This is a genomic window from Thermomonospora cellulosilytica (genome assembly GCF_014138835.1).
GTDB classification, from domain to species: Bacteria; Actinomycetota; Actinomycetes; order Streptosporangiales; family Streptosporangiaceae; genus Thermomonospora; species Thermomonospora amylolytica.
In genome coordinates, this window is record NZ_JACJII010000001.1 from 6,039,091 (window position 1) to 6,063,688 (window position 24,598).

At 73.0% G+C, this 24,598-nt stretch carries 23 protein-coding genes and 1 tRNA gene; 6 read left to right on the forward strand and 18 right to left on the reverse strand.

The features are described 5' to 3' along the window. Positions 1-5: 5 nt before the first annotated feature. The 5 genes from HNR21_RS28475 to HNR21_RS28495 all read right to left on the reverse strand — a co-directional run bounded on the left by HNR21_RS28475 (position 6) and on the right by HNR21_RS28495 (position 5,778). Positions 6-380, reverse strand: coding sequence for a hypothetical protein (locus HNR21_RS28475; RefSeq protein ID WP_182707605.1), 375 nt, complete (start codon positions 378-380; stop codon positions 6-8). Continuing rightward, positions 377-1,147 (reverse strand): LytR/AlgR family response regulator transcription factor, encoded by a 771-nt coding sequence (locus HNR21_RS28480; RefSeq protein ID WP_182707606.1) that lies wholly within the window; start codon positions 1,145-1,147, stop codon positions 377-379. Before HNR21_RS28480 ends, HNR21_RS28475 begins: the two co-directional genes overlap by 4 nt. Positions 1,148-1,217: 70 nt before the next feature. Beyond that, entirely contained in the window at positions 1,218-2,420 is a 1,203-nt protein-coding gene (locus tag HNR21_RS28485; RefSeq protein ID WP_182707607.1) for a sensor histidine kinase, read from the reverse strand. A 30-nt stretch (positions 2,421-2,450) separates the two neighbouring features. After that, entirely contained in the window at positions 2,451-4,688 is a 2,238-nt protein-coding gene (locus HNR21_RS28490; RefSeq protein WP_220500333.1) for an N-acetylmuramoyl-L-alanine amidase, read from the reverse strand. Positions 4,689-4,815: 127 nt separating this feature from the next. Next, entirely contained in the window at positions 4,816-5,778 is a 963-nt protein-coding gene (locus HNR21_RS28495; protein ID WP_182707608.1) for a zinc-binding dehydrogenase, read from the reverse strand. A gap of 226 nt (positions 5,779-6,004) precedes the next feature. Between HNR21_RS28495 and HNR21_RS28500 the strand changes: the two genes are divergently transcribed. After that, the gene (locus tag HNR21_RS28500; protein ID WP_312881369.1) at positions 6,005-8,569 is read left to right on the forward strand and encodes an MXAN_6230/SCO0854 family RING domain-containing protein; all 2,565 of its coding nucleotides are present in this window, start codon (positions 6,005-6,007) and stop codon (positions 8,567-8,569) included. Here HNR21_RS28500 and HNR21_RS28505 read toward each other — a convergent pair. Continuing rightward, positions 8,532-9,227: a B3/B4 domain-containing protein gene (locus tag HNR21_RS28505; RefSeq protein WP_182707609.1), complete on the reverse strand. Its 696-nt coding sequence runs from the start codon at positions 9,225-9,227 to the stop codon at positions 8,532-8,534. The two genes, HNR21_RS28500 and HNR21_RS28505, sit on opposite strands and share 38 nt — an antisense overlap. Before the next feature lie 9 nt (positions 9,228-9,236). Further along, positions 9,237-9,851 (reverse strand): LysE family translocator, encoded by a 615-nt coding sequence (locus HNR21_RS28510; RefSeq protein WP_119729535.1) that lies wholly within the window; start codon positions 9,849-9,851, stop codon positions 9,237-9,239. A 242-nt stretch (positions 9,852-10,093) separates the two neighbouring features. Between HNR21_RS28510 and HNR21_RS28515 the strand changes: the two genes are divergently transcribed. Together HNR21_RS28515 and HNR21_RS28520 are read left to right on the forward strand one after the other, a co-directional pair. Next, positions 10,094-11,188 (forward strand): aldose epimerase family protein, encoded by a 1,095-nt coding sequence (locus HNR21_RS28515; protein WP_182707610.1) that lies wholly within the window; start codon positions 10,094-10,096, stop codon positions 11,186-11,188. Between the two features lie 25 nt (positions 11,189-11,213). After that, the gene (locus tag HNR21_RS28520) at positions 11,214-12,056 is read left to right on the forward strand and encodes an SMP-30/gluconolactonase/LRE family protein (RefSeq protein ID WP_182707611.1); all 843 of its coding nucleotides are present in this window, start codon (positions 11,214-11,216) and stop codon (positions 12,054-12,056) included. Here the strand turns inward: HNR21_RS28520 and HNR21_RS28525 are convergent, their stop codons facing one another. From HNR21_RS28525 to HNR21_RS28535, 3 genes are all read right to left on the reverse strand, one after another. Then, positions 12,057-12,536 (reverse strand): cupin domain-containing protein, encoded by a 480-nt coding sequence (locus HNR21_RS28525; RefSeq protein ID WP_182707612.1) that lies wholly within the window; start codon positions 12,534-12,536, stop codon positions 12,057-12,059. Positions 12,537-12,671: 135 nt separating this feature from the next. After that, a complete protein-coding gene (locus HNR21_RS28530; RefSeq protein ID WP_220500335.1) occupies positions 12,672-13,433 on the reverse strand; it encodes a VOC family protein in 762 nt (253 codons plus the stop codon). An 87-nt stretch (positions 13,434-13,520) separates the two neighbouring features. Beyond that, the gene (locus HNR21_RS28535) at positions 13,521-14,258 is read right to left on the reverse strand and encodes a VOC family protein (protein ID WP_182707613.1); all 738 of its coding nucleotides are present in this window, start codon (positions 14,256-14,258) and stop codon (positions 13,521-13,523) included. Positions 14,259-14,407: 149 nt separating this feature from the next. On the opposite strand from HNR21_RS28535, the gene HNR21_RS28540 reads away from it, so the two are divergent. Then, entirely contained in the window at positions 14,408-15,154 is a 747-nt protein-coding gene (locus HNR21_RS28540) for a sporulation protein (protein WP_182707614.1), read from the forward strand. A 93-nt stretch (positions 15,155-15,247) separates the two neighbouring features. Here the strand turns inward: HNR21_RS28540 and HNR21_RS28545 are convergent, their stop codons facing one another. Both HNR21_RS28545 and HNR21_RS28550 read right to left on the reverse strand, forming a co-directional pair. Then, entirely contained in the window at positions 15,248-18,346 is a 3,099-nt protein-coding gene (locus tag HNR21_RS28545) for a DEAD/DEAH box helicase (protein WP_182707615.1), read from the reverse strand. 66 nt (positions 18,347-18,412) lie between these two features. Next, positions 18,413-18,823 (reverse strand): hypothetical protein, encoded by a 411-nt coding sequence (locus HNR21_RS28550; protein WP_182707616.1) that lies wholly within the window; start codon positions 18,821-18,823, stop codon positions 18,413-18,415. Positions 18,824-18,920: 97 nt separating this feature from the next. Here HNR21_RS28550 and HNR21_RS28555 point away from each other — a divergent pair, with 97 nt between their 5' ends. After that, complete coding sequence (locus HNR21_RS28555) at positions 18,921-19,889, forward strand: GlxA family transcriptional regulator (RefSeq protein WP_182707617.1); 969 nt, start codon at positions 18,921-18,923, stop codon at positions 19,887-19,889. 58 nt (positions 19,890-19,947) lie between these two features. Here HNR21_RS28555 and HNR21_RS28560 read toward each other — a convergent pair whose 3' ends face one another. From HNR21_RS28560 to HNR21_RS28575, 4 genes are all read right to left on the reverse strand, one after another. Next, a complete protein-coding gene (locus tag HNR21_RS28560; RefSeq protein ID WP_182707618.1) occupies positions 19,948-20,517 on the reverse strand; it encodes a hypothetical protein in 570 nt (189 codons plus the stop codon). A 228-nt stretch (positions 20,518-20,745) separates the two neighbouring features. Further along, entirely contained in the window at positions 20,746-21,183 is a 438-nt protein-coding gene (locus HNR21_RS28565; RefSeq protein WP_182707619.1) for an NUDIX domain-containing protein, read from the reverse strand. After that, positions 21,183-21,866, reverse strand: a complete 684-nt coding sequence (locus tag HNR21_RS28570; RefSeq protein WP_182707620.1) for an HAD family hydrolase — start codon at positions 21,864-21,866, stop codon at positions 21,183-21,185. Before HNR21_RS28570 ends, HNR21_RS28565 begins: the two co-directional genes overlap by 1 nt. 246 nt (positions 21,867-22,112) lie before the next feature. Continuing rightward, positions 22,113-22,185, reverse strand: a tRNA-Asn gene (locus tag HNR21_RS28575). Positions 22,186-22,339: 154 nt separating this feature from the next. Here HNR21_RS28575 and HNR21_RS28580 point away from each other — a divergent pair. Further along, complete coding sequence (locus HNR21_RS28580) at positions 22,340-22,747, forward strand: YtxH domain-containing protein (protein WP_182707621.1); 408 nt, start codon at positions 22,340-22,342, stop codon at positions 22,745-22,747. A gap of 7 nt (positions 22,748-22,754) precedes the next feature. Here the strand turns inward: HNR21_RS28580 and HNR21_RS28585 are convergent, their stop codons facing one another. Both HNR21_RS28585 and HNR21_RS28590 read right to left on the reverse strand, forming a co-directional pair. After that, entirely contained in the window at positions 22,755-23,252 is a 498-nt protein-coding gene (locus HNR21_RS28585) for a hypothetical protein (protein WP_182707622.1), read from the reverse strand. A 17-nt stretch (positions 23,253-23,269) separates the two neighbouring features. After that, positions 23,270-24,592, reverse strand: a complete 1,323-nt coding sequence (locus tag HNR21_RS28590) for an MGH1-like glycoside hydrolase domain-containing protein (RefSeq protein WP_182707623.1) — start codon at positions 24,590-24,592, stop codon at positions 23,270-23,272. Positions 24,593-24,598 lie beyond the last annotated feature (6 nt).

Below are 24,598 nucleotides of genomic sequence, written 5' to 3' on the forward strand. Positions count from 1 at the left end.
GCCGCTCATGTGTCGCGGTCGACCAGGTCGGCGAAGTCGCGTTCGTTGCGCTCGGCCTGGCGGACGTACCACCGGCCGCACAGCACGAACGCCGGGTAGACCAGCCCGGCCAGCAGCAGCCAGGGCAGCGGCAGGCCGCCGACGCGGATCTCGCGCAGCTCGGGGACCAGGCCGAACAGCAGCGGCAGCCCGCCGGCCACTATGCCCAGCACGGCGCACACGCCCAGCCCCAGCCGCAGCTGGGAGCGGATCAGCGAGCGCATGTAGACCTCGCCGAGGCCGGTCTGCTCGTCGATCTCCCGGGTCACCGGGCGGCGGGGCCGCCGCGCCGCCCGGGTGCGCGGGCTGGTGACCAGCACCCGCTGCGGCCGGCCGCTCACTGCGGCTTCCTGGCGTTGCGGACGAGCAGGTCGCGCAGCTCGCGGGTGTGCCGGCGGCTGACCGGCAGCTCGGTGCCGCCGACCAGGACGGTGCAGCGGCCCGACTCCAGCCGCAGTTCCTCGATGTGCCGCAGCGCCACCAGATGGCTGCGGTGGATGCGCACGAACCCGGCGGCGCGCCAGCGCTCCTCCAGCGCGGCCAGCGGGATGCGGACCAGATGGCCGCCGGAGGGGGTGTGCAGCCGGGCGTAGTCGCCCTGCGCCTCCACGTACCAGACGTCGGCGGCGGCCACGAACCGGGTCACCCCGGCCAGCTCGACCGGCACCAGCTCCGGCGACGGGGCGGGGTCGGCGGGCGGGGCGGCCGCGGGCTCGGCGGGCCGGCCGGCCTCCTCGGCGACCCGGCGGACGGCCTCGGCCAGCCGTTCCGGCCGGACCGGTTTGAGCAGGTAGTCGGCGGCCTTGATCTCGAACGCGTCGACCGCGTGCTCCTCGTAGGCGGTGACGTACACGATCCGCGGCGGCCGGGCGAACTGGGCCAGCAGCCGGCCCAGCACCACCCCGTCCAGCCCAGGCATCCGGATGTCCAGGAACACCGCGTCGATCGGCCGCCGCCCGGCCAGCGCCCGGTCCACCTGCCGGAGCGCGGCGGCGCCGTCGCGGGCCAGCGCGACCTCCTCGATGCGGGGATCGGCGCGCAGCCAGAAGGCCAGGTCGTCGAGCGCCGGCGCCTCGTCGTCGACGGCCAGGACGCGCAGACCGGACACCGGGCCTCCTCATGTGGGACGGGTCACGTTCGCAGTCGTCCCCAAGAGTCCGGAATGCGCCCTTGAAAAGTCAACCGGCCACCACTCCGGGACGGTACTTGGGCACCCGCAACGTCACCTTCGTCCCGGCCCCGGGCGCGGTCTCGATCTGCAACCCGTACTCGTCGCCGTACACCTGCCGCAGCCGTTCGTCGACGTTGCCGAGCCCGATCCCGGCGGCCTCCGGACCGGACTCCCCGTCGGGCGCGCCGTGCGCCAGGATGACGCGCAGCCGGTCGGGGTCCATCCCGACGCCGTCGTCCTCCACGCTGATCACCGCGTCGGCCCCGGCGTCCTCGGCGATGATCGTGATGTGGCCGGGCTCGGCCCGGTCCTGCAGGCCGTGCCGGACCGCGTTCTCCACCAGCGGCTGCAGGCACAGGAACGGCACCGCCACCGGCAGCACCTCCGGCGCGATCCGCAGCGTCACCTGCAGCCGGTCCCCGAACCTGGCGCGCTGCAGCAACAGGTACCGGTCGATGGAGTGCAGCTCCTCGGCCAGCGTGGTGAAGTCCCCGTGCCGGCGGAACGAGTACCGGGTGAAGTCGGCGAACTCCAGCAGCAGCTCGCGCGCCCGCTCGGGGTCGGTGCGCACGAACGAGGCGATGGTGGTCAGCGAGTTGTAGATGAAGTGCGGGGAGATCTGCGCCCGCAGCGCCCGCACCTCGGCCTCCATCAGCAGCGTCCTGGACCGGTCCAGCTCGGCGAGCTGGAGCTGGGCGTCCACCCAGTGGCCGACCTCCTCGGCGGCCCGCACCAGCCCCGCCGACACGTCGGACCCGTAGGCGGCCAGTGTCCCCACCACCCGCTCGTCGGTGGTCAGCGGCACCACCACCGCGTGCCGGATCTCGCAGTCCAGCCGCCCGCACTCCACCACGTCCGGCCCGAGCACCTCGGTCCGCCCGGCGGCCATCGGCCCGGCGGCGTGCTCCAGTGCCGCGTCCCTGTGGTGCTCGCCCTCCCCGTCCCAGGTCAGCACACGTTCCCCGTCGGTGATGGCGATCGCCGCCGACCCCAGCAGCTCCCGCAGGTGCCGGCCCGCCTTCTGCGCGGCCTGCTCGGTCAGCCCGGCCCGCAGCGGCGGCGCCGCCAGCGACGCCGTGTGCAGGGTCTGGAACGTCGCCCGGTCCACCGGGCTGCCCAGCTCCCGCCGCCGGCGCCGCCGCAACGGCGGCACCATGCCCACCAGCCCGGTCACCGCGACCGCGGCGGCCACCGCCAGCGCCACTTCCATGTGCGCCACGGTAACCCCGGCGAGCGTGTGCTACTTGACGTAGGCGGCGCCGTCGGTGACCACGGTCGGGCGGCCGGAGGTGCCGGCGACCACGATCTTGACGGTGTGCTTGCCGCTGGTGCTCCAGTTGTGGGTCCACAGGACGTGGCGGTAGGTGTTGGACGACGCCCTGGTGTCGACGGTGGCGACCTTGACGCCGTCGACGTAGATGTGCGCCGCCCCGGTCGTGGTCCTGCGCTGGAAGATCAGGCCGACCGACCGGCCGGTGAAGGTGTACGAGGCGCTCGCGCCCTTGGTCTTGCTCGCGTACGCCTTGCCGCCGAGGTTGGAGGTGCCGCTCCACGTCTGCCAGGTGCCGCTGCGCGACGCGCTCGTGTCGTGGACGAGCACCGCGGTCCGGGTGATGGAGGCGGTCCTGGTGTTGCCGGCGGCGTCCGCGGCGGCCAGCGTCCAGGCCTGGGCGGTGTTGTTCTTGGCGGTGGACCACCAGGCGGACGCGTTGGTGGCGAACGTGTACGCGGTGGGCGAGGTGGCCTTGAGCGAGTGCAGCAGGGTGTTGTCGGTGACCTTCCAGCCGAGCCGGACCGGGATCGTGCTGTTCGTGCCGACGGAGGCGCCCGAACGCACCGTCAGCGCGGGGGCGGTGCCGAACACCGGCGCGGTGGCGTCGGAGACCATCGTGTGGACGGGCGAGGTGGCGGTGGTGCCGTTGATGTTGACCGCCCGCACCTGGACCTTGCGGGTGCCCGCGGCCAGGGTCACCCGCGCGGAGGTCGCCGAACCCGGCGCGGTGGCCACGACCTTGTCGTCGACGAGGACCTCGTACCTGGAGACGGCGGCGGACGGCCAGCCGAGCGTCACCGTGCCCTTGGTGTAGTAGGTGGTGCCGACCTTGGTCGCGCCCCCGACCGAGGTGAGGGTGACGGAGGTGGCCGGGGTGCTCCACGCCTTGGCCTGCGTGCGGATCGCGCCGAGCCTGCCGTAGAGCTGGTCGCCGGGGCATTCGGTCTGGTAGCCGTCCCGGTGGGCGGCGATGGTGTTGAAGGTGACCGTGACCCCGGCCGGGAACTTGCCGTTGTCGATGGTGGTGGTCATCTGGGCCGTGCCGGCCGGGTCGCCGCCGTGCAGGCCGAGCTTCCAGGCGGCGACCTTGGCGATCGCGCCGACCGCCGCGTCCGCGGGGGCGGTGGTGGTGTGGTCGCCGAGCACCGCGACGCCGGTGGAGCCGGTGTTGAAGCCGTAGGTGTGCGCTCCGATCACGGGCCGGTCGGCCCCGCCCCCGCGGCCCTCGTAGATCGTGCCGCACTTGTCGACGAGGAAGTTGTAGCCGATGTCGTCCCAGCCGTTGGTCTGGACGTGGTACAGCATGATCGACCGGATGATGGCGGGCGACTCGGCGCAGGTGTAGTCGTTGGTGCCCGCGGTGTGGTGGGTGAAGACCACCTTGAGCTGCGGGGCGTAGGACGGCGGGTTGCGGACCAGGCCCTCGTCGGCGCCCCATCCCGCACGGGCGACGATCGCCGGGCGCGGTGCCGTGCTCGTCGCCGCGGCGGCGGGGGGCGGGGTGGGCGAGGCGCTCGGCGAGGTCGAGGGCTCACCGCTCGGCGAGGTGGTCGGCGTGGGCGAGGCCGGCTCCGCCGGGGCGGTCGTGGTGGGCTCCGGCTCCGCGGGGGCGGTGGTGCTCTCGCTGGGCGAGGCGGTCGGGTCGGGGGTGCCGGTCGCCGCCGCCAGGACCATGTCGCCCGGGGCGGGCCCGGCGGCGCGGGGCGTCTGGCGGGGCTTGCGCGCCCGGCCGTCGCCGGGGTCGACCAGGTCGACGCGCAGTCCCTTGGGCAGGGGGCCGCCCTTGCCGTTCACGGTGACCTCGACCCCGTTGGACGGTCCCACCCACAGCGGCTCGGTGGCGCCGCGCGACGGGCGCTCGTTCGGCGCTCCCGCGTCGGGGGCGTCGGCCTCGCCGGTCTCGACCAGCCGCCACGGCGACCAGCGGCCGGTGACGGCGCTGCGGGTGCGCACCCGCACCGGCCCGTCGACCCTGGCCTTGACGTCGTCCCAGGACACCCCGAGCAGGCTGAACGGTTCGGTCTTCCGGGCGGGCAGCCCCATGCCGCCCTGCCCGGACATCGGCCGCAGCGCCATGGTGTGCACCCGGCCCGGCCGCGGCTCCGGGGAGGACTCCGCCGGGGAGTCCACGGCGAGCACGTACACCGCGCCCCCGGCCACGAGCGCCCCGGCGGTCCCCAACGCGACGGTCACACGCCTGTTCACTTGATCCCGCTCCCCGGCTCACGCGGCGCCCGTCGTGTCCCCCGCCCGGCATCGCCTCGTCTGAAAAAGGACGAACGAACCATAGCGGTTATTGATCATCGCCGCAGCGGGACGCGAGATTTGCTCATCATGTGCGCAGCAGGGTCTTGCCGACGACCCGGCGGGACTCGATCGCCGCATGCGCCTCGGCCGCCTGTTCCAGCGGGAACGTCTGCCCGATGACCGGGCGGAGCCGCCCGGCGGCGGCCTCGGCGAGCGCGGCGGCGGCCAGCCGTCCGCGCTCGGCCATCCCGTACTGCAGGTCGGCGATGCCGCGCATCGTGACGCCGCGCCGCCGCGCCTCCTCCGGGTCCACGGCCGCGAAGCCGCCGGCGGGGGCGCCGTGGGCGGAGAACCGGCCGCCCCGCGCCACGACCTCGAACGCGGCGCGGCCGACATCGCCGCCGACGCCGTCGAGGACCACGTCCACCTCGCCCAGGCCCTCCGTCCAGCCGTCGCCCGAGCAGTCCACGACCTCGTCCGCGCCCAGCGCACGGGCCAGGGCGAGCTTGCGCTCCCCGCGTGCGGCGGCGATGACGTGCGCTCCGGCGGCGCGGGCGAGCTGGACGAGCAGGACGCCCATGCCCCCGGTCGCGCCCACGATGAGCACCCGTTCCCCCGGCCTGATCGCGACGCCCTCGAGGACGCCCATGGCGGTGACGCCGTCGTGCAGCAGCGCGGCGGCGACCCGCAGGTCCACGCCGTCCGGAACGGGGATCAGCCCCTCCGCGGGCACCGCGACCCGCTCGGCGTAGCCGCCGTGGCCGCCCAGGTCACCGGTGTAGGTGAGGACGCGCCGCCCCACCCACTGCGGGTCGGTGCCCTTGCCGACCCGCAGCACCCGCCCGGCGCCGCCGCCGCCCGGCACGTACGGGGGCCGGACGGCGAAGAAGTCCTGAGCCGCCCCGGAGCGGATCATCGTGTCGACGAACAGGGTGTCCACGGCGACCATCCCCACCACCGCCTCTCCCGGACCGGGCGCCGGATCGGGGACCTCGCTCACCGCCAGCACCTCCGGGCCACCGAACTCCTTGGCCTCGACGATCTTCATCCGCATGCTCCCTTCACTCGGGAAGCAGTCTTCGACCTCAACTTTGCTTGAGGTCAAGCCGGGAAAACCGGCTGAAATCCGGTACGCCCGCCGCTAGGGTCCGGTGTCGCGGGGGCGGCTCCATGGGCGTGCTTCCTTCTCGCCTTTTCTCCTACCTAGCGCGCCCGCTCTCCGCCCCCGCACCGTCATCTCTGTTGAGGAGGTCGCCATCTCCGCTCTGGCCCGGGTGCTGCTGCGGCACCGGCGTGTCGTCGTTCCGGAACTGTTCGCGGGCGCGACCGGTCGCGGGGACGGCGCCGAGGCGGGCGTGGCCCTGCTGGAAGGCGACCTGCTGGCCCGCGGTTTCCTGCTGAGCGCCCCGCTCCGCCGGCGGCTGGCGGCCATGCCCGCGCAGGCGCTGGCCGCGGCCGGAACCGGTCTGCTGGAGGCCGTGGACGCCGAGCTGGGCGGCGGCGTGCCGCACGTGCCGCTGTTCCGCGGGTTCCCCGGCAGTGTCCCCGCCGACACGGCCGAGCTGTACGTGCTGCGCGTGTTCAGCCTGCTGCTCCAGGAGCCGGAGCAGCCGTGCGTGCTGTGCGCCCGGGTCGGCACCGTCCACCCGGTCTCGCCGTGCGCCCACCTGGTGTGCCGGGCGTGCTGGGACGGCTCGGACTACAGCGGATGCCCGATCTGCCACCGGCGCATCGACCCGGACGACCCGTTCCTGCGCCCGTCCCGCCCGTCCGTCCTGAAGGCCGGTGAGAAGGCCGCGACCCCCTCGGGGCCGGCCGCCCTGCTGACGCTCGGGGACGCCGACGAGACCGCGCGGGACCTGCTGACCGCGATGCTGACCCGGCAGATCCCGCTGCCCGCCGGCGATCTGGCGGACCTGGAGGTCCTGGTGCGGCATCTGGGGCCGGACGCGGTCCCCGACCAGATCCCGGTCCGCGAGAACCGTGCCGTCGTGCTCGCCTGCCTGCTGCCCGCAGCGCCCGCCGAGGCGATGCGGGACCTGCTGGCCCGGTACACGGACACGGCCACCGACGTGCTGCGGACCCTGTCGGTCCTGGCGGGCGGCGACGCGGGGCTGCGGCTGGTCCCGCCCCGGCACCGCTCGCTGCCCCGCCCCGTCCGCCGCGCGGTCCTGGCGCACCTGGACGCGCTGCCGTTCCCCGCGCTGGCCGAGGACATGGCGCGCCATCCGCAGCGCTGGAAGCGGATGGCGGAGGTGCTGCACCCCTTCGAGCACCACCGGCGGCACCCGGACGCCGCGCTGGCGTTCGCGCTGATCCGGCGGACCCCCGTGTACGAGCGCACCTCGCTGGGACGGGCGCTGCGGCAGACCGCCGCCCGGCACCCGGACGTGGTGCGGGTGGACGGCGAACGGCTGCGGCGGGTCACGTTCGGCACCCGTCTGGAGGAGGCGCTGCGGGCGGGCGACCGTGCGTCCGCGCTGCGGCTGGCGGCCGAACGGCCCGGGGAGCTGGCCCGGCGGCTGGTGCACCTGCTCCGGTTCGCCGGACCGGACGGCGCCGAGGAGGTCTGTGCGCGGCTCCGGCGGGCGGCGCCACGGGTCTCCCCGGCCGTGCTGGTGTCGGCGCTCACCCAGTTGCGGATTCCGGCGGGCGGCACCCGGCTGTTCCTGCCGCGCGGCGGTCAGTCCCTCATCTGGTACGAGCTCGATCGCCGCGATCCGCTGCCGGACGCGGTGCGGGAGCGGGCCGCCGAGGTGATCGAGGGGGAACTGCTGCGCCGCGCCGGGTCCCTGCCTCCGGTCGGGCACGCGGTGCTGGACGAGGCGCTGGCGGATCTGGCGATCCCGGTCGCCCAGCGCAGCGCCTCGTCGGCCCTGCTGCGGATGTCGCGCGGCAGCGTCCAGCCGCTGCCCGGCGGGGGCCGGTTCCGCCTCTTCCTGCACTGGATGGAGCCGGAGGGCGTCCGGGTGGACCTGGACCTGTCGGTCGCCTTCTACGACGAGCACGGGCGGTACCTGGGCACCTGCGACTACACCGACCTGCGGTTCGCCGGCGACGCGGCGGTGCACTCCGGCGACCTGACCTCCGCTCCCCCTCCGCAGGGCGCCTCGGAGTTCGTGGACCTGCGTCCGAAGCGGCTGCGCGAGGCGGGCGTCCGGCGTGCCGTGGTGGCCGTCTTCAGCTACAACGACGTGCCGTTCGAGAAGCTGCAGCGGGGGTTCGCCGGGGTGATGCGCCACCCGGGCGGGCGGCTGTTCGACCCGGCGGCGGTCACGCAGCGGTTCGACCTGACGGGACCGGCGAAGGTGCTGGTGCCGTTCACCATGGACCTGGAGGCCGGCACCCTGCGGTGGGCGGATCTCAACCTGTCGGCGTTGTGGCAGACCCACTACGCCCACGCCTACCACAAGGGGCTGGCCGAGATGGCGCAGGCGCTGGACGCGGTGTTCGACGCGCCGGGCCGGCCGACGCTGTGGGACGCCGCGCGCTGGCACGCCGCCGCACGCGCCGAGGAGGTGACCGTCCGCCGCCGCGACGGCGCGTTCCTGCGGTACCGCCGCGGCGACGGCGAGGACGCCCGCGCGTTCGCCGCCAGGCTGGGCTTCCCGGAGGGCGCCGACGCCAGGGTGGACGACGCCGGTGCGGGGTCGGCGGGCTTCGCCGCGCTGGTGCGCGGGAATCTGGAGCCCGCCACGGGAGCGGACGTGTTCGCCCTCTATCCGTGGCGGCTGGACGCCACGCGGCTGCGGCTCCTCGACGCGGCCGGCCTCATCGGCGCCCTCGCCCCCGCGCAGGAGGTCACGCCGGGAACTCGAAGCGCGGCGCGTTCTCGCTGAGGATCGCCGAACGCGGCGAGCAGTCCCAGACGGCGGCGAGCTCGGTGACGAGCGCGTCGGTGAGGGCGGGGACGTCAGTGGCGGCCGAGTCGTGCAGGGCCTCGGCGACGATGAGCACGGACGCGGTGTCCTCGCGTACGGCGGACAGGCCGCTCTGGCGGTTGGTCCACCGCCGGGCGTGGGCGTTCCCGGCCGCGTCAATGAAGGCGATCTCTCCGGGGTCGGGGTTCTCGGTGTCGCCGGAGAACGTCAGATAGGTCTCCGTCCCGGTGGCGGGGCGCACTTCCAGGAAGCCGGTGATCCTGGCGACATCGAGGGCGGCGACCGGGATCGCGTAGGCGAGGGAGACGGCGTTGCACAGGTCGATCAGCGGGTGGATGCGCGGCAGCCTCCCCTCCTTGCGGAAGCGGCGCAGCAACGCCTCCGAGGCGCACCGGTACTGGGTCGGCTTGAGGCCCATCCCGGCGAACGCGCGCCGCCACGCCTGGATCTCCGGGAACCCCGACTCGGGTCCGGCCGCCAGCCGTTCGGCGGCGATCGCGCAGTACCGCTCGACCCGCGCGTCGACCGAGGCGGCGGTGATCCCGGTGGCGTGCACGGCGCCCGCGACGAGGCCGGGATGGTCGGCCCAGACGTCCTTGGCGTGCTGGAGGTACATCGGTCCCTTTCAGCGTGAGGCGGTGGCGAGATGCGCGCCGAGCGCGGCGAACGATCCGGCGAAGACCCGGCGGATCCAGGTCATCACCCGCGGCCTGGAGATCACCTGTTCCCGCATGGTGGCGGCGAGGATCCCGTACGCGGAGAACACCGCGAAGGTGACCGCCATGAAGACCGCGCTGAGCATCAGCATCCGCGCCACCGGGCTCGGCGTCCCGGCCGGCACGAACTGCGGGAGGAAGGCGAAGAAGAACAGCGTCAGCTTGGGGTTGAGCAGGTTGGTCAGGGCCCCCGAGGCGATCACCCGGGCCGCCGGGCGGGGCTCGGCGCGGCCCTCCCCCACCGCCAGGGCGTCCCGGTCGCGCAGCGTCGCCCACGCCATGAACAGCAGGTAGGCGACCCCGAGCAGCTTCAGCACCTGGAAGGCGGCGGCGCTGGCGTGCAGCACCGCGGCCAGCCCGGTGATCGTCGCGATCATGTGCGGGACGATGCCGAGGGTGCAGCCGAGCGCGGCGACGACGCTGGCCCGGCGGCCCCGGGACAGGCCCGCCGCCAGTGTGTAGACGACCCCGGTGCCGGGGGTGGCCACCACGATCAACGTGGTCACCAGGAACGCGACGCTCACTGCGGGACTCCCCTCGCGGACGTGCCGGACCCCTTCACCCTGCCGGTCGCCTTGGTCCGGGTGACAGGTCCAATACCGGTCCCGCCATGAGGTCCAATGCACCCCGGCCGACCGGAAGCACGGCTGGCGTAGGGTGGAGCCGATCATGACCGACACGAGCCCAGAACAGGTCGCGGCGCGGTGCGCCGCCGCCGGGCCGACCCGCGCCACCGGGCGGCTCCGCCCATAGGAAGGGAGCCTCGATGGGAGCCTCGACACCCGGCCTCGGCATCACCGGCGAGCCGTTCGGCGCCCTGCCGGACGGCACCCCGGTCGAGCGGTACGAGCTGGTCAACGGTCAGGGCATGTGCGTGCGGATCCTGACGTACGGGGGCATCGTGCAGAGCCTGGAGGTGCCCGACCGGGACGGCAGGCCCGGCAACGTGGCGCTGGGGTTCGCGACGCTGGACGGCTATCTCAGCGACGAGTACACCGCCGCGGCGCCCTTCTTCGGCGCGATCATCGGCCGGTACGGCAACCGGATCGGCGGCGCCCGGTTCACGCTGGACGGGACCGAGCACCGGCTGGAGGCCAACAACGGGCCCAACACCCTGCACGGCGGCGGGCAAGGCTTCGACAAGCGGGTCTGGTCGGCGTCGTGCGCGCGGTCCGAGGACGCGGTGACGTTGCGGCTGTCGCTGACCAGCCCCGACGGTGACGGCGGCTTCCCCGGGACGCTGCGGACGGTCGTGACGTACGAGCTGACCGCCGCCGGCGAGCTGCGCATCCACTACCGGGCGACCACCGACAGGCCCACGGTGGTCAACCTGACCGACCACACGTACTTCAACCTGGCGGGCGAGGGCTCCGGTGACGTGTACGGGCACCGGGTGCGGCTCTTCGCCTCCCGCTACACGCCGGTCGACGCGACGCTCGTCCCGACCGGGGAGCTGGCTCCCGTGCACGGGACACCGCTCGACTTCACCGAAGCGCACCCGATCGGGGAGCGGATCCGCGACGGGCATCCGCAGATGGTCCTCGCCCAGGGATACGACCACAACTTCGTGCTCGACCGCTCCGGTCCCGGCCTGGTGCACGCGGCGCGGGTGTCCGAGCCGACGACGGGCCGGGTGCTGGACGTGCACACCACCGAACCCGGCGTGCAGTTCTACACCGGCAACTTCCTGGCGGGCACCCTGGTCGGCACCGGCGGCGGCGCCTACCGGCAGGGCGACGGGTTCTGCCTGGAGACCCAGCACTTCCCCGACAGCCCCAACAAGCCGCAGTTCCCGTCGACGACGCTGCGCCCGGGGCAGACGTACGAAACCACGACGATCTACGCTTTCTCGGCAGACTGACGCCCCCGAGCCCTTGTGAGCGGCCATGCCGTACGAGATCGCCGTGCCCGGACCCGCCGTCCTCGGCGAGGGCCCCACCTGGGATCCGGTCACCGGCCGCCTGCTGTGGGTGGACATCCCCGCCTGCGAGGTCCACACCTACGACCCGGCCACCGGCGCCGACACCGTGCTGCGCACCTCCCAGCCCGTGGGCGCGGCCAAACCCCGCGCCGGGGGCGGCCTGGTGGTCAACCTGCGCGACGGCGTCGGCCTGTACGACCCGGACGGGACGTTCCGCTGGCTGGCGACGTTCGCCGAGGAGGGCATCCGGGGCAACGACGCGGCGGTGGCCCCGGACGGCGCGCTGTGGGCCGGGACGATGCGCGAGGACGAGTCCGCTCCCGACGGGGTCCTGCGCCGCGTCGCCCCGGACGGCGAGGCCGTGACCGCCGTCACGGGGGTGACGGTCAGCAACGGCATCGGCTGGAGCCCGGACGGCCGCCTGATGTACTACGTCGACACCCCGACCCAGCGCATCGACGTGTTCGACTGCGACGGCCCCACGGTCCGCAACCGCCGCACGTTCACCCGCGTCCCCACTCCGGGGTGGCCGGACGGGCTGACGGTGGACGCCCTCGGCTGCGTGTGGGTCGCCCTGTGGGGCGGTGCCCGGGTCCTCCGCTACACCCCTTCGGGCGTGCTGGACCGCACCATCGAGCTCCCCACCCCGCTGACCACCGCCTGCGCGTTCGGCGGTCCGGACCTGCGCGACCTCTACGTCACCACCGCGACGGTGGACCTGCCGCCCGAGGCCCCTCCTCCGAACGGGGCCGTCCTGGTCGTCCCGAACGCCGGTGAAGGGCTTCCCGCCGTTCCGTTCGCGGGCTGATCAGATCCAGTGGTTGTCGTGCTTGAGGAAGAACTCGGCACGCTCCTCCTCACTGGCGTCCGCGAGCCCGATCAGTCCCTCGAAGTAGCCCTCGCGGGGCGCCCCGGGCGCGAAGTGCAGCAGCATGGACGCCGGCTCCCCCGACTCGTTGCGGAACCCGTGGATCCCGCCGATCGGGACGTGCACGTAGTCGCCCGGCCCGGTGTCGATCCAGCGTTCGCCGTTGTAGATGCGGACCGACCCGGACAGGATGTAGAACGACTCGGCCAGCGTCCGGTGGAAGTGCGGGCCGGGGCCGCTGGGCGCCGCGCTCATCTCGTACCGATAGAGCCCGAACAGCCCGCCGGTCGAGGCCCCCGTCGACAGGTAGTGCACCCTGGTCCCGTTCGGATAGACCAGCTCGGCCACACTGCCGTCCGGCCGGTACACCGCGCTGACCTCGCCGCCGTCGCCGAAGTACTGCGGATCCGGATAGGTCATCGTGATCTCCCCTCTGCCAGAGGCCACCGTAGGGCGGACTCACGGGTTCCGGTAACCGGGGGGCCGGAGGGTGAACAGGCGGGCGTCGCCGAGCCGACGCCGGACGTGCTCGGCGTGCCGCAACGCCTGCCCGGGTCAGCGGCGTTCGTCGGCCCGCCAGGAGGGGATCTCGTGCGCCGCCACGTCGTACGGCAGCCGGGTGTACGGGTCGCGGCGGGTCAGGCAGTAGACCATCCCGGTCGGATCCCGCATCACGATCCAGCCCGCGGTCGTCCGCACGTGCTCGGCCCCGCATCGCTCATGCCATGCGCAGGCCGTCTCGGCGTCCGCGCCGGCCGCCAGGTCCAGGTGGGAGGACGCGGGCCGTTCCTCCTCCAGACGTTGCAGCAGGAACTGGACGGGCTGCTCCGGGGGCGGCCACAGGCGCTTGAACTCCGCGGAGTCGGTGTCGCGCAGTTCCCACCCGGTGAGCGCCGCCCAGAACGCCACCTCGGCGTCGTAGTCCGCCGGGCCGATGTCGATGCACACCTGATCCGGCAGCGTGACCGCCCCGTTCGGCCCGATCACCGGCCCCGGCCGGACCGCCGCGCCGCTCCAGGGCCGCAGCGAGAACGGCTGCCCCGCCGGTGACCGCAGCCCGTCCCCGGCCGGAACGGCCCCCAGCTCACGCGCCCCGCGCACGGCCTCGGACACGTCCTCGACCTCGAACTCCAGCCGGATCACACCACCGTCATCGGTGGGCCGGAGCCGCATGCAGGCGTCCCCTTCCGGAGGCCGGAGCACCGCGTCCGCCTGCCCTTGCTCCGCCGAGGCCCCCGTCACCGCAGCCCAGAACGCCGCGCTCTTCCCGAAGTGCCCCACCGGCCGCTCGATGACCGCCCACATCCAACGCAGCACGCCGCCTCCCGTCCGGTCGCCGACTTTCCCGAACGGCTTCCCGCATCGAGCCCGTCCACTCCGGCCGGGTGCGAACGGCCTGGTGGTTCAGGGCCGAAGCCCCGTACGCGGGTCACGTCCCGTGAGGCAGTAGACCCCGCCCACCGGATCGCGCATCACGGTGCAGCCCGGTATGCCGCCGACCGCCTGGGCCCCGTGCTCCTCGTGCCACATCCGCGTCGCCTCGATGTCCGCACAGGCGAGATCGACATGAGCGGACGCGGCTCGTTCCTCATCCAGGCGTTGCAGCACGATCTGGATCGGCATCCCCTCCACAGACCGAAGCCGCCTGAACTCCGGCCGCCCGGTCGGCCGCAGTTCCCATCCCGTCACCGCGGCCCAGAACTCCACCTCACGCTCGTAATCCCGGGGCCCGACGTCGATGGTGACCTGGTCGAGAACGCTCTCCGCCCCTCCCGGCCCCGCCACGGGACGCGGCCGCTCCCAATCCCCCTCCCAGGGCACCGCACAGAACGCCTGTCCCGCGGGCGACCGCAGCACCGACCACTCCCCCATGTCCGCGACGACCGAGGCCTCCGACCCCACGGCCTTCCGCACGGCCCCCGCCACATCCTCGACATGGAAATCCAGATGCGTCCCACCGCCGTCGAGAACGCCCTGCAGCCGCAGGCACGAATCCCCCTCCGCAGGCAGCAGCGTCGCGAACTCCCCCCGCTCACCCCGCCGTTCCGACAGGTCCGTCCCCGTCACCGCCGTCCAGAACGCCGCGGCCTCGGTGAACCTCTCCAGCGGCCGATCAATGAACGCCACAACCCACCGGAACACGCCGTCCCCTTCCCACGAGATCGTTTCGGCGACGCTACCGCCCGCCCTCCGCAGGCGGCCACGCCTCACGGGGCGCGCCCTCCGAAGATGATCTCCGCACCATAAGGTGCCCTGTGAACTGATATCCGCCGACAGGAGAGGTCCCGCTCATGGCGTTCCGCACGTTCCTCAAAACGCTCGGCTCCAACGCACCACGCGTCGACACCGTGCTCGACACCACGACGGTCAGGCCGGGAGCCCGGCTGGGGGCCACCGTGACCGTCCAGGGCGGCGGCGTGGACGTCCACATCGAACGGCTCACCCTCGAACTGGTCACCCGCGTCGAGGACAAGGAGTCGACCGAGACGGGCTGGACCGATCCGGGCGTGGTCGCCTCCCAGTCCACCGATTCCTTCGACCTCCCGGCCGGTGAGACCCTTCGGTTCCGGCTGGACGTCGACGTGCCGTGGGAGATGCCGATCACGCACGTCCACGGCCGTCCGCTGCGCGGGGCGCGCGCCGCCGTCCGCACCTGCCTGGACGTCGACAGGGCGGTGGACCGGGGCGACTTCGACGAGATCGCCGTGCACGCGCTGCCCGCCCAGGACATGATCGTCGAGGCGTTCGGCGCCCTGGGCTTCCGCCTCGAGGAGGCCGAGGTCAAGAAGGGCCAGGTCATCGGCGGAAAGAACCAGACCTCCCCGTTCTGGCAGGAGCTGGAGTACTACTTCCCCGCCGACTACGGCCTCCCGCACGGCACCCAGCTGGAGGTCGCGACCATCGCCCGCGCCGACTCCCTGGACCTGATCACCGGCCCGCACGGCCCCTACCCGTTCGCCTACGCGGACATGAACCTGAACGACCTCACCAAGTGGCTCGACAGCCACTGCCGCTCCCTGTGGCACCAGAACAGGTGACCCCGGACCACCCGGTGCCCGTCGGGACGTGACGGAAGACACCGGCGAACAGCGAACGGGCGGACCACCCGGTGCGAGCCGGACCTGTGCCGCTCAGCCGGCGTTCACCTTGGCGAAGTGGAAGACGTCGGCGGGCAACGGGTGGGACAGCAGCCAGCGGATCCGCATGGGCCGCTCCCCCTCGTGGTCCTGGTAGGTCATCGGTCCCGCGTAGGTGTACGCCTCGTCGCTGGTCTTCCGCAGGAACAGGTGAACGGTGGACCCCCGCTCGCGATGGTGGACATAACGCCGGCCGGTCGGTGACTCGGCGCGCGTCTGCGACTGGGACTCCCACTGGAAGAGCCACGGCGTGATCGCGCGGTCCTGGTACATGGTGGTGGGCGAGAAGTCCCGCTCGTTCTTGTCGATGGTCACCAGGAACACGTCGGCCCGTTCCTCGGCGAACCACTTCACGCCCTCCCGGAAGTAGGCCGACACCTCCTGGCCGAACGCGGCGAGCGCCTCGCCCCGGGTGTACCGGGCGTGCAGCCGCAGCGGCAGGTGGCTCACCTCGGGAACGACCGGCGTCACCCGGTGGATGCGGTCGTACAGGATGTCGGTGACGGCGAGCAGTTCCTCCCGCCGCCCCGGGAGGTCCCACAGCCGGGCGAGGTGGGTCTCCAGGGCGCTGAGCGGCTTGCCGGCGTGGAACGCCGAGTTCAGCATCGCCAGCAGGCGGCGCTGTGCGGGGTCGAAGTCGGCCAGGCGCGGCGCCCGGGGTCGACGGAGGAGATCCCGCAGGAACGTCAGCCGGTCCGGATCGTCCACGTGCAGCAGCCGGCCGATCGCCTTGCGGATCTCCTCGTCCGCCTTCTCCGAGGTCACGGGGCGGGTGTCCAGGCCCGCCGCCCGCCGCAGCCTCGCCCAGCCGCCGCGCGTGCTCCGGTACAGGTCCTCCAGCTCCAGGCCGGTCGCGTCCAGGAACTCCGGCAGCGTCACGTCGCCCATCGCGCGGAGTTCGGCGGCCAGGTCGGGCCAGCGGACGTTGAGGGCCTGCCTGATGTTGGCGAGAACGATCCCGCTGACCTCGCGGTCGAGGTCGATGGCGCAGCCCGGCGGCAGGGTGGGGAAGCCGGCCTTGATCTCGCGTTCGAGCCGGCCGCGCTCGATGCCGGTCAGCGCCTTGAACCGCTTGTCGAAGCGGAACTCCCTGCGCTGGCGGCCGACGAAGTCCAGCACGGTGAGCACGGCCTTGTCCCTGGTGAGCCGCAGCCCCCGGCCGAGCTGCTGGAGGAACACGGTGGCGCTCTCGGTCGGCCGCAGGAACAGCACCGTGTCGATCTCGGGGACGTCCACGCCCTCGTTGAACAGGTCGACGGTGAAGATCGCCTTGATCCGCCCGTCCCGCAGGCCGCGCAGCGCCGCCTCCCGGTCCTGCCGCGAGGTCCGCGAGGTGACCGCCCGCGCCCGGATGCCACGGCGCTCGAACTCCCGCTCCATGTACTCGGCGTGGTCGATGCTCACGCAGAACCCGACCGCCCGCATGCCGCCGAGGTCGCCGAGCTTGTCCTCCAGCGCCTCGACGATCATGGCGACGCGGGCGTCCAGGCCGGTGTAGAGGTTGGTCAGCTGGGCCACGTCGTATCCGGCGCCGCGCCGCCAGTCGACCTGCGACAGGTCGGTGTCGTCGTGGACGCCGAAGTAGTGGAACGGAACGAGCAGGCCCCGTTCGAGCGCCTCCCAGAGCCGGAGTTCGACGGTGGGCCGCCCACCGTCGAACCAGTGCAGGATGTCCTCGCCGTCGGCCCGTTCCGGCGTCGCGGTCAGGCCCAGCAGGATCTTCGGCCGCAGCCGGTCCAGCAGCCTGGCGTAGGAGGCGGCCGCCGCGTGGTGGAACTCGTCCACCACGACCATGTCGAACCGTCCGGGTTCCAGCTCCGGCAGCTGCGACAGCGACTGGATGGAACCGAACACGTGCCGCCACTCGCCCGGCCGGTGGCCGTCGACCAGCAGCTCGCCGAACGCCCCGTCCCGGAGCACGTGCCGGAACGTGCCGAGGCTCTGCTGCAGGATCTCCTTGCGGTGCGCGACGAACAGCAGCGAGTCGACGATCCGCCGCTCGCGCAGCCGCCGGTAGTCCAGCGCCGCCACGATGGTCTTGCCCGTCCCCGTGGCCATGACGACGAGGTTGCGCCAGTGGCCGTGCACCAGGCGTGCGGCGTCCAGTTCCTCGAGGATCTCCCGCTGGTACGGGTAGGGCTGGACGTCGATCCGGGTGATCGGCGGCGGATCGGCGGCCGGGCCGCCGCGTTCCGCCGTCAGCGCGCGGGCCAGCCGGCCGGAGTCCTCGTAGGGCTCGAACGACGGGTCGTTCCAGTAGTCCTCGAAGGTCGCCGCGAACGTGTCGATCAGGTGCGGCTGCTCGGCCCGGGCGATCCGCACGTTCCATTCGACGCCGTCCAGCAGGGCGGTGTGGGACAGGTTGGAGGAGCCGACGTACGCGGTGTCCAGCCGGGATCTGCGGTGGAACAGCCAGGCCTTGGCGTGCAGCCGGGTGCGCTGGGTGTCGTAGGAGACCTTGACCTCGGCGCCCATGGCGGCCAGCCGTTCGACGGCCCCGTGGTCCGTCGCCCCCATGTAGGTCGTGGTGATGACCCGGAGCCTGCCGCCCCGCCGGAAGAAGTCGCGCAGCGCGTCCTCCAGCAGCCGCAGCCCGCGCCATTTGATGAACGCGCACAACAGGTCGACCTGGTCGGCGGTGGCCAGTTCCTTGATCACCTCACGGCCGATCTGCGGCTGGTCCCGCCCGTTCACCAGCAGCGCGCTCATCGACAGCGGGATGTCGGGCCGGGGCGGGAACGCCACCGACCCGTCCGGCAGCCGCCCGTCCGCGATGCCCAGCAGCATCCGATGGCCGTCCGCGACGAGCTCGCCGTCGATCCCGGCGTCCGGGACGATCCCGGCGATCGCCCGGCCGATCGCGTTGGCCGCCGCGACCTGGCGGGCCAGTTTCTCCGCGGCGTCGCCGCCGCCCTGCCGGGCCGCCCGCAACGCCCGGCGCGTCATCCGCGCCAGATGCCGGACCAGCACCTCCTCGGCGTCCACGGCGTCCAGCCCGCCCTGCTGTACGAGCTCGCCGTCCACCTCCTCCAGCCGCCGCCGCAGCTCGGTCGTCACCACGTGCTCGTACACCCCGGGGGCGGGCTCCGTCATGGCCGGCACTGTATGGCATTCACATACGAACCGCACCGCAACAGGCGCCACACGCGCCGGGGTGGTTCAGTGCGCGTGGTGGGTGTACTCGGTGCGGCGCCACAGCATCACGGCGAGCATGAGGGGGAACATCGCCACGTGGGCGATGATCATCAGGGTCTCGCCGTCGATGACGTCCAGCCACAGCAGCGGGAACAGCGGCAGCACGGGGGCGAACATGGTGCCGCACATCTCCAGGGTGACGGGCCAGCGGTGGCCGCGGTAGCGCATGATCGCGGCCATGCCCACGGACATGTTGAACGCCATCAGCAGGTAGGCGAGTTCGGGGTCGCGCTCGTAGGAGAGGTCGAGCCCGACGGCGGCCTGGAGCAGCCCCAGGACGCCCATCCCCACGAACATCGCGATGATCATCTCGATGTAGTGCCAGGTGAACCGGAGCCACGGACTGCGGCGGGAGGTCGATGCGGTCTCAGTCATGGATCCACCGTGTCGCCGCGGCGGCCGGGGGTCGAGGAAGGGCGGTGCACCGGTCCGGAAACTTGGGATGCCTGTCCTCAGGACATAGGGTCGGTTCATGGACGAACGACGTGTGCTCGTGGTCGGCTACGACGCGGCGGAGTTGCTCGACATCGCGTGCATCACGTCGACCCTGGAGATCACCAACCTGCACGGCGCCACGCCCGCCTACCAGGTGCGGCTGGCCAGCCCCGGCGGACGCCCCGTCACATGCGCCACCGGCCTGACGCTCATGGCCCACGAGACGCTCGAACGGGTCACCGGACCGCTCGACACCCTCATCGTGTCGGGAGGGCTCGGGCACGGCAAGGCGGCCGCCGACCGGTCGATCGTCGCCCACGTCCGCCGGCTGGCCCGCGAGAGCCGCCGGATCGCCTCGGTGTGCACCGGGACGAGCGTCCTGGCCGCCGCCGGCCTGCTGGACGGCCGGCGCGCGACCACCCACTGGGGATGGGCGTCGAACCTGGCCTCCCGCTATCCCGAGGTCATCGTCGACCCGGACCCGATCTTCATCCGGGACGGCCGGCTGTGCACGGCGGCCGGCGTCACCAGCGCCCTGGACCTCACCCTGTCCTTCGTCGAGGAGGACCACGGCGCCGCCCTGGCCCGGAGCGTGGCCCGCTATCTGGTGACCTACCTGCAGCGGCCGGGCAACCAGGCGCAGATGAGCATGTTCACCAGCGCGCCGCCCCCGGCCGACGAGCTGGTCAGGCAGGTGGTCGACCACGTCACCGCCCACCTGGACGACGACCTGTCCGCCGCCGCCCTCGCGGCCCGCGCGGGCGTCAGCGAACGCCACCTGACCCGCCTGTTCCTCAAGCACCTGGGCCAGACGCCCGGCCGTTTCATACGCCAGGCCCGTGTCGAGGCCGCCGCGCACCTGCTGGCCACCACCACCCTGCCCATGACCGCCGTGGCCGCCCGCTGCGGCTTCGGAACGGCCGAAACACTCCGCCAGGCGTTCGTGGCCCGCTACGGCATCCCGCCCTCGCACTACCGGGCGACCCAGTCCACCACCGCCACCTGACCCCACCGAACGCCCGCCAGGTGCCGGGCCGGTCGCGTACGTCGGGGTGATCGTGGGGCTAGTAGACGGGTGGCAGGTCGTGCTTCAGCTTGAACCCGCCCTGCTGGGCCACCATGACCGGAGCCGGGCTCTGCTTCGGCATCTCGCCGAAGCAGGCGCCGAGGTCGTCCACGGGGCCGGTGAAGCCCACCTGGTCGCGCGGGCCCGCGTCGACGACGGTGAAACCGATCCGCTTACCCTCCCAGCCCGCGAAGGTGTCCGAGTGGCGGATCACGTCACCCGTCACGAGCGCGACGCCGCCGGTCGCGACGACGCAGTCCACCCTGGCCTCCGCCCATCCGGTGATGCCGTGGCCGGCGAACTCGTGCGAGATCCGCATGGTGCCGCGAACCGCGCCGGGCACGGGGTTCTGCCCCCACTCCGGGTACGTGGCGTGCGTGTCGAAGGAGACGCGGACGTCGTCCCGCGGGGCGGCGGCGTAATGCAGGCGGGCCGAACCCGTCAGGCTGACCCGCGGCGGCTTCGCGGCCTCCGCCGGTTCGGCCGACGCGGCTGAGGCGCCCACGGTGACGAGCGCGGCGACGGCCAGCGCCGAAGCGGCGGCTTTCCGGACGGTGGAAGTGTTCATGTGGACTCCCGGAAGGTGTTCTGGTCGGTTGCCGACCAACCTCCTGGATCCGGCGGCCGGACTCCTCCCCCGCGGGAGGGGGCCGCCTCCCGCCCGGGGACCACCTTCCCGCGCGGACGGCGCCGTCCGGGCCCTGCGACGCGAGGACACCCGCCGCACCGTCGCCCAGGTCGTGGAGAACTGGCCGAAGTTCGGGCTCGCTGGTCGGGAGCAGGCGGTTGCGTCGCGCTATGCCTTCATCTGCTCGCTGAACAACGCCAGTGTGGGTCGTAGCTGGGAATGCGCCGGCTCGGGAAGGGCGTCGGGGCTGAACCAGCCGAGCCGGTCGAACTTGTGCGGTTCGCCGATGGCGACCGCGGCCGGATCCACGCGTACCGCGAAGACCACGGCGACCCAGTGCGAGGGAGGTTCGTCCCGCAGCACGTTGCGGATCCCGAGAAGGGTGATCTCGAGCGGCTGCGCGGAGTACTCCTCGCGGACTTCCCGGGTGACGGCGGCCTCGAAGGTCTCGCCGAACTCCAGCGCCCCGGCACCGGTGTCCCACGTTCCGGGCTCGTCGCGCGCGCCGGCGCCGCGCCGGGCGAGCAGCACCCGTCCCGTGCCGTCGTGGCAGACGAACACGCACGACACCGCCGGAGCGCGGTCCCCGCCGTTGTGCCCGGTCATCAGAAGTGCTCCAGCAGTTCGGTGAAGGTCCGCAGGTGCAGGACCTTGTCGTCGTCGAGGTCGAACTCGGCGTGCTCCAGCTCCCAGGTGTGCTCGTTGGGAATGAACACGGCGTTCCAGCCCGCCTGCCGGGCCGGAATGATGTCGGACTTCGGGGAGTTGCCGATCATCCAGGTCGTCTCGGGGTTCAGCCCCAGCTCCGCGGTCAGCCGCCGGTAGGTGTCGACGTTCTTCTCGGCCACGATGTGGATGCTGCCGAAGTGGCCGGCGAGTCCGGAGACGTCGAGCTTGGCCTGCTGCTCTTCGGGCACCCCTTTGGTCAACAGCGCCAGCTCGTGCCGCCGGCCGAGCTGCTGCAGGGTCTCGGCGACCTGCGGGACCAGTTCGACGCGGTGCTCCACCAGCGCCGCCGCCAGCTCGTCGATCCGCCGACGCTCCTCTCGGCTCGCCGGCCTGGCGTGCAGCCGTTCGAAGCAGTCCCGCAGGGTGCGCAGGAACACCCGGCTGCCGTAGCCGTACGCCACGGTGTTGGCCGCCTCGACATCGCGCAGGACCGACCGGATCGCGGCCTCGTCCAGCGTGGGATGGGCGAGCCAGGCGACGAAGTCATCGACCACCCGGTTGAAGCGGACGTTGTTCTCCCACAGCGTGTCGTCGGCGTCGAACACCAGCATCGAGTCCATGGGCCGTCGCCTCTCTCGTCGCACCGCGAACAGGTTGCGGCAGGCAGCCTACGTGATCATGGGGGACGCTGATGCCGCTCGTCTTCTGCCGGGAGGACGGCTCGCACCTCGACGCCATGCGTGTCCTGCGGGGCTTCCGCAGGATCACCGGGGCGGCACGAGGGGTAAGGCTCCCCTGAACGATTTCAGGCCCCTGCTCCGGATCGGAGTGGGGCCTGACCTGTGTGTCTGCTGGGAGACGATCTGCTCCCGCGATTGGACTCGAACCAATAACCTGCCGGTTAACAGCCGGCTGCTCTGCCAATTGAGCTACGCGGGATCGGTGCTCGGCCTGGTGAGAGGGGGCTCCCCCGCACCGCGGCGGAACCAGATTAGCGCATCCGGGAGGGTGCTCGCGCACGTATATCGGGGGGCGGGACTGGCCGCGGCCTTCGTGGGTATGGGGGTGGCACCCAACGGCACGGAGGTATGCCATGAAGATCAGGATTCCGTTCCTCGTCGGCGCCGCGGTCGGTTACGTGCTGGGGACCAAGGCCGGTCGCGAGCGCTACGAGCAGATCGTGCAGCAGTCCCGCAGGCTGGCCGAGAACCCCAAGGTGCAGGAGACGGCCGAGACGCTGCGCGCCAAGTCGGGGACGCTGGCGGGCACGGCCAAGAACCGGATCGCCGAGCGGACCGGCGGCGCCAGGCAGAAGGCGGAGACGACGGAGCGGGAGCCGCTGGCCGAGGTGGGCGGTGAGCCCTCGGGCCGCTTTTCCGGCACGACCGCCGGCGCCGGAACGCCGGGGAGCACCTCCACCACCAGCGGCAAGCCCTCCACGGGGTCGCCGGCCGGAGCGCCGTCCGGGACCACTCGGCCCACTTCGGGCGGCTCCCGCTGAGGTGCGGTCACAGGCCCGTCTGGCGGCGGAGGTCCTCGAGGATCTGCTCGGCCTGGGCGCGCAGCCCCGGGTCGTCCGGGTCGAGCCCGGCCTCGAACACCAGCGCCCAGCGCACCCGGCCGGTGGCGGGCGAGCGACGGCCGGTGATCCGGACCTTCCCGCCGCCGGGCAGGGTCGCCGGATGGTTGACCACGATGGTCGAGGTGACCCGTTCGCGGATGATCTCGGGCACCGAGCCCGGGTCGGTGAGCCCGATGCGGTGGGCCTGCCCGCCGGTCTGGTGAACGTGCAGGACGCGGCCGTCCCACGAGGCGCGGTCGATCTGCTCCCACGGCAGCCGGAGGAACCCGCCGTCGCCGGTGGGCAGGTGGAGCGCGACACCGGTGGCGACGACGCGGGAGCCGCCGCGGGTGGGGGCGTGGGCCAGCGGGCGCTCGCCGCGGGCCAGGTCGAGGGCGTCCCGCACGTCCCGGGGGAGGCGGTTGCGCTGGAACGACGGCAGCATGGGCCTCACCGTACCGATCACGCGGCGTGGGAGGCGCGGCGGGCGGCGAGCAGGTCCATCACCAGGGCGGCGGACCAGCTGTAGTCGTGACTGCCGCGCCCGCTCCCGTCGAACGGGTCGAAGTACTCACGGAATCCCGACTGGCGCACCAGCCGCAGCGTGGCCCCGTACAGCAGGTCGGCGATCACCGTCAGGCCGTGCGCGGACGTCCCCAGCCACAGCAGCCAGTTGGTGTTGATCCAGGTGGGGCCGCGCCAGTAGCGGGTGCGGTCGAAGCTCGTCGACTGCAGGTCGCAAGAGGGCACCGGATAGCCCGCGGCGCCGCCGAAACGTGCCGACAGCAGCAGTTCCGCCAGCGTCCGCAGCGCGGGCGGCGGCAGGTCGGGATCCAGCAGAGGCCCGAACGAGGCCACCGTGACCACGGGGATCAGGGCTCCGGCGCGCAGATCCAGCGCCCGGAAGCACTCGCCGTCCCACAGCCGGTCCAGCAGCGCCCGATGGATGCGGGCGGCGTCCTCCAGATGCGGCGCGGGGTCGCGCCCGACGAGCCGGGCGATCTCCGCCAGGGCGTGCGTCGAGGCCAGGTACGCGGCGTTGAACAGCGGGTCCTCGACGAGGAACGGATGTTCGTCCCGCAGCTGCCCCGTCCCGTAGCGGGCGTCCCGCAGCAGCGTCACCAGCCGTACGTACCGGTCGTGGTCCTCCCCGGCCGATGCGCCCCCGCCCGCCGTGCGCAGCGGCGCGTACCGGGACGGCGGCAGGTCCAGGGCCGACAGCGGCCGGTCCCAGGACGGGCTGTCGTCCATCCCCGACTCCCACGGGTGGCAGATGGCCGCCAGCCCCTCTCCCCCGATGTCGCGTTCCTCGGCCAGATGGCGGTGCTGCGCCACCAGCAGCGGATACAGCCGGGCGAGGAACGCGCGGCTGTGCTCGGCCTCGCCCGCGTCCGCGCACTGGTGCAGCCGCAGCGCCGCCAGCGCCTGCAACGGCGGCCCGGTCAGCCCCGAGGTGTCCAGGTCGCGCGGCGTGCCGGGCACGGAACGGCTGCGCCACAGGTCCGGCCCCGGGAAGTAGCCGAAGCGCGGCAGTTCGGAGTTGAACACGATGTGCGGGACCAGCCCGCGCTCCCACTGCCCGCGGAAGACCGACAGCAGTTCCCGTTCGGCGCGGGACCGGCGGTGCCGGGCCAGCCCCATGCTGATGAACGCCGAGTCCCAGCTCCACAGGTGCGGGTACAGACCGGGCGAGGGCACGGTCCCGCAGCCGGTCCAGTTGGCGTCCAGCACCCGCGCCGCGGCCTGCCACAGCGCCGTCTCGTCGCCCGTCAGCCGGGAGCTCATCCTCCC

Coding starts and splice junctions, on each gene's coding strand:
- HNR21_RS28525 (WP_182707612.1), bottom strand. CDS start 12,536: ATGACCTATCCGGATCCGCAGTACTTCGGCGACGGCGGCGAGGTCAGC.
- HNR21_RS28585 (WP_182707622.1), bottom strand. CDS start 23,252: ATGCTGCCGTCGTTCCAGCGCAACCGCCTCCCCCGGGACGTGCGGGAC.
- HNR21_RS28545 (WP_182707615.1), bottom strand. CDS start 18,346: ATGACGGAGCCCGCCCCCGGGGTGTACGAGCACGTGGTGACGACCGAG.
- HNR21_RS28485 (WP_182707607.1), bottom strand. CDS start 2,420: ATGGAAGTGGCGCTGGCGGTGGCCGCCGCGGTCGCGGTGACCGGGCTG.
- HNR21_RS28565 (WP_182707619.1), bottom strand. CDS start 21,183: ATGACCGGGCACAACGGCGGGGACCGCGCTCCGGCGGTGTCGTGCGTG.
- HNR21_RS28570 (WP_182707620.1), bottom strand. CDS start 21,866: ATGGACTCGATGCTGGTGTTCGACGCCGACGACACGCTGTGGGAGAAC.
- HNR21_RS28505 (WP_182707609.1), bottom strand. CDS start 9,227: ATGTACCTCCAGCACGCCAAGGACGTCTGGGCCGACCATCCCGGCCTC.
- HNR21_RS28550 (WP_182707616.1), bottom strand. CDS start 18,823: ATGACTGAGACCGCATCGACCTCCCGCCGCAGTCCGTGGCTCCGGTTC.
- HNR21_RS28560 (WP_182707618.1), bottom strand. CDS start 20,517: ATGAACACTTCCACCGTCCGGAAAGCCGCCGCTTCGGCGCTGGCCGTC.
- HNR21_RS28495 (WP_182707608.1), bottom strand. CDS start 5,778: ATGAAGATCGTCGAGGCCAAGGAGTTCGGTGGCCCGGAGGTGCTGGCG.
- HNR21_RS28515 (WP_182707610.1), top strand. CDS start 10,094: ATGGGAGCCTCGACACCCGGCCTCGGCATCACCGGCGAGCCGTTCGGC.
- HNR21_RS28540 (WP_182707614.1), top strand. CDS start 14,408: ATGGCGTTCCGCACGTTCCTCAAAACGCTCGGCTCCAACGCACCACGC.
- HNR21_RS28520 (WP_182707611.1), top strand. CDS start 11,214: ATGCCGTACGAGATCGCCGTGCCCGGACCCGCCGTCCTCGGCGAGGGC.
- HNR21_RS28590 (WP_182707623.1), bottom strand. CDS start 24,592: ATGAGCTCCCGGCTGACGGGCGACGAGACGGCGCTGTGGCAGGCCGCG.
- HNR21_RS28555 (WP_182707617.1), top strand. CDS start 18,921: ATGGACGAACGACGTGTGCTCGTGGTCGGCTACGACGCGGCGGAGTTG.
- HNR21_RS28580 (WP_182707621.1), top strand. CDS start 22,340: ATGAAGATCAGGATTCCGTTCCTCGTCGGCGCCGCGGTCGGTTACGTG.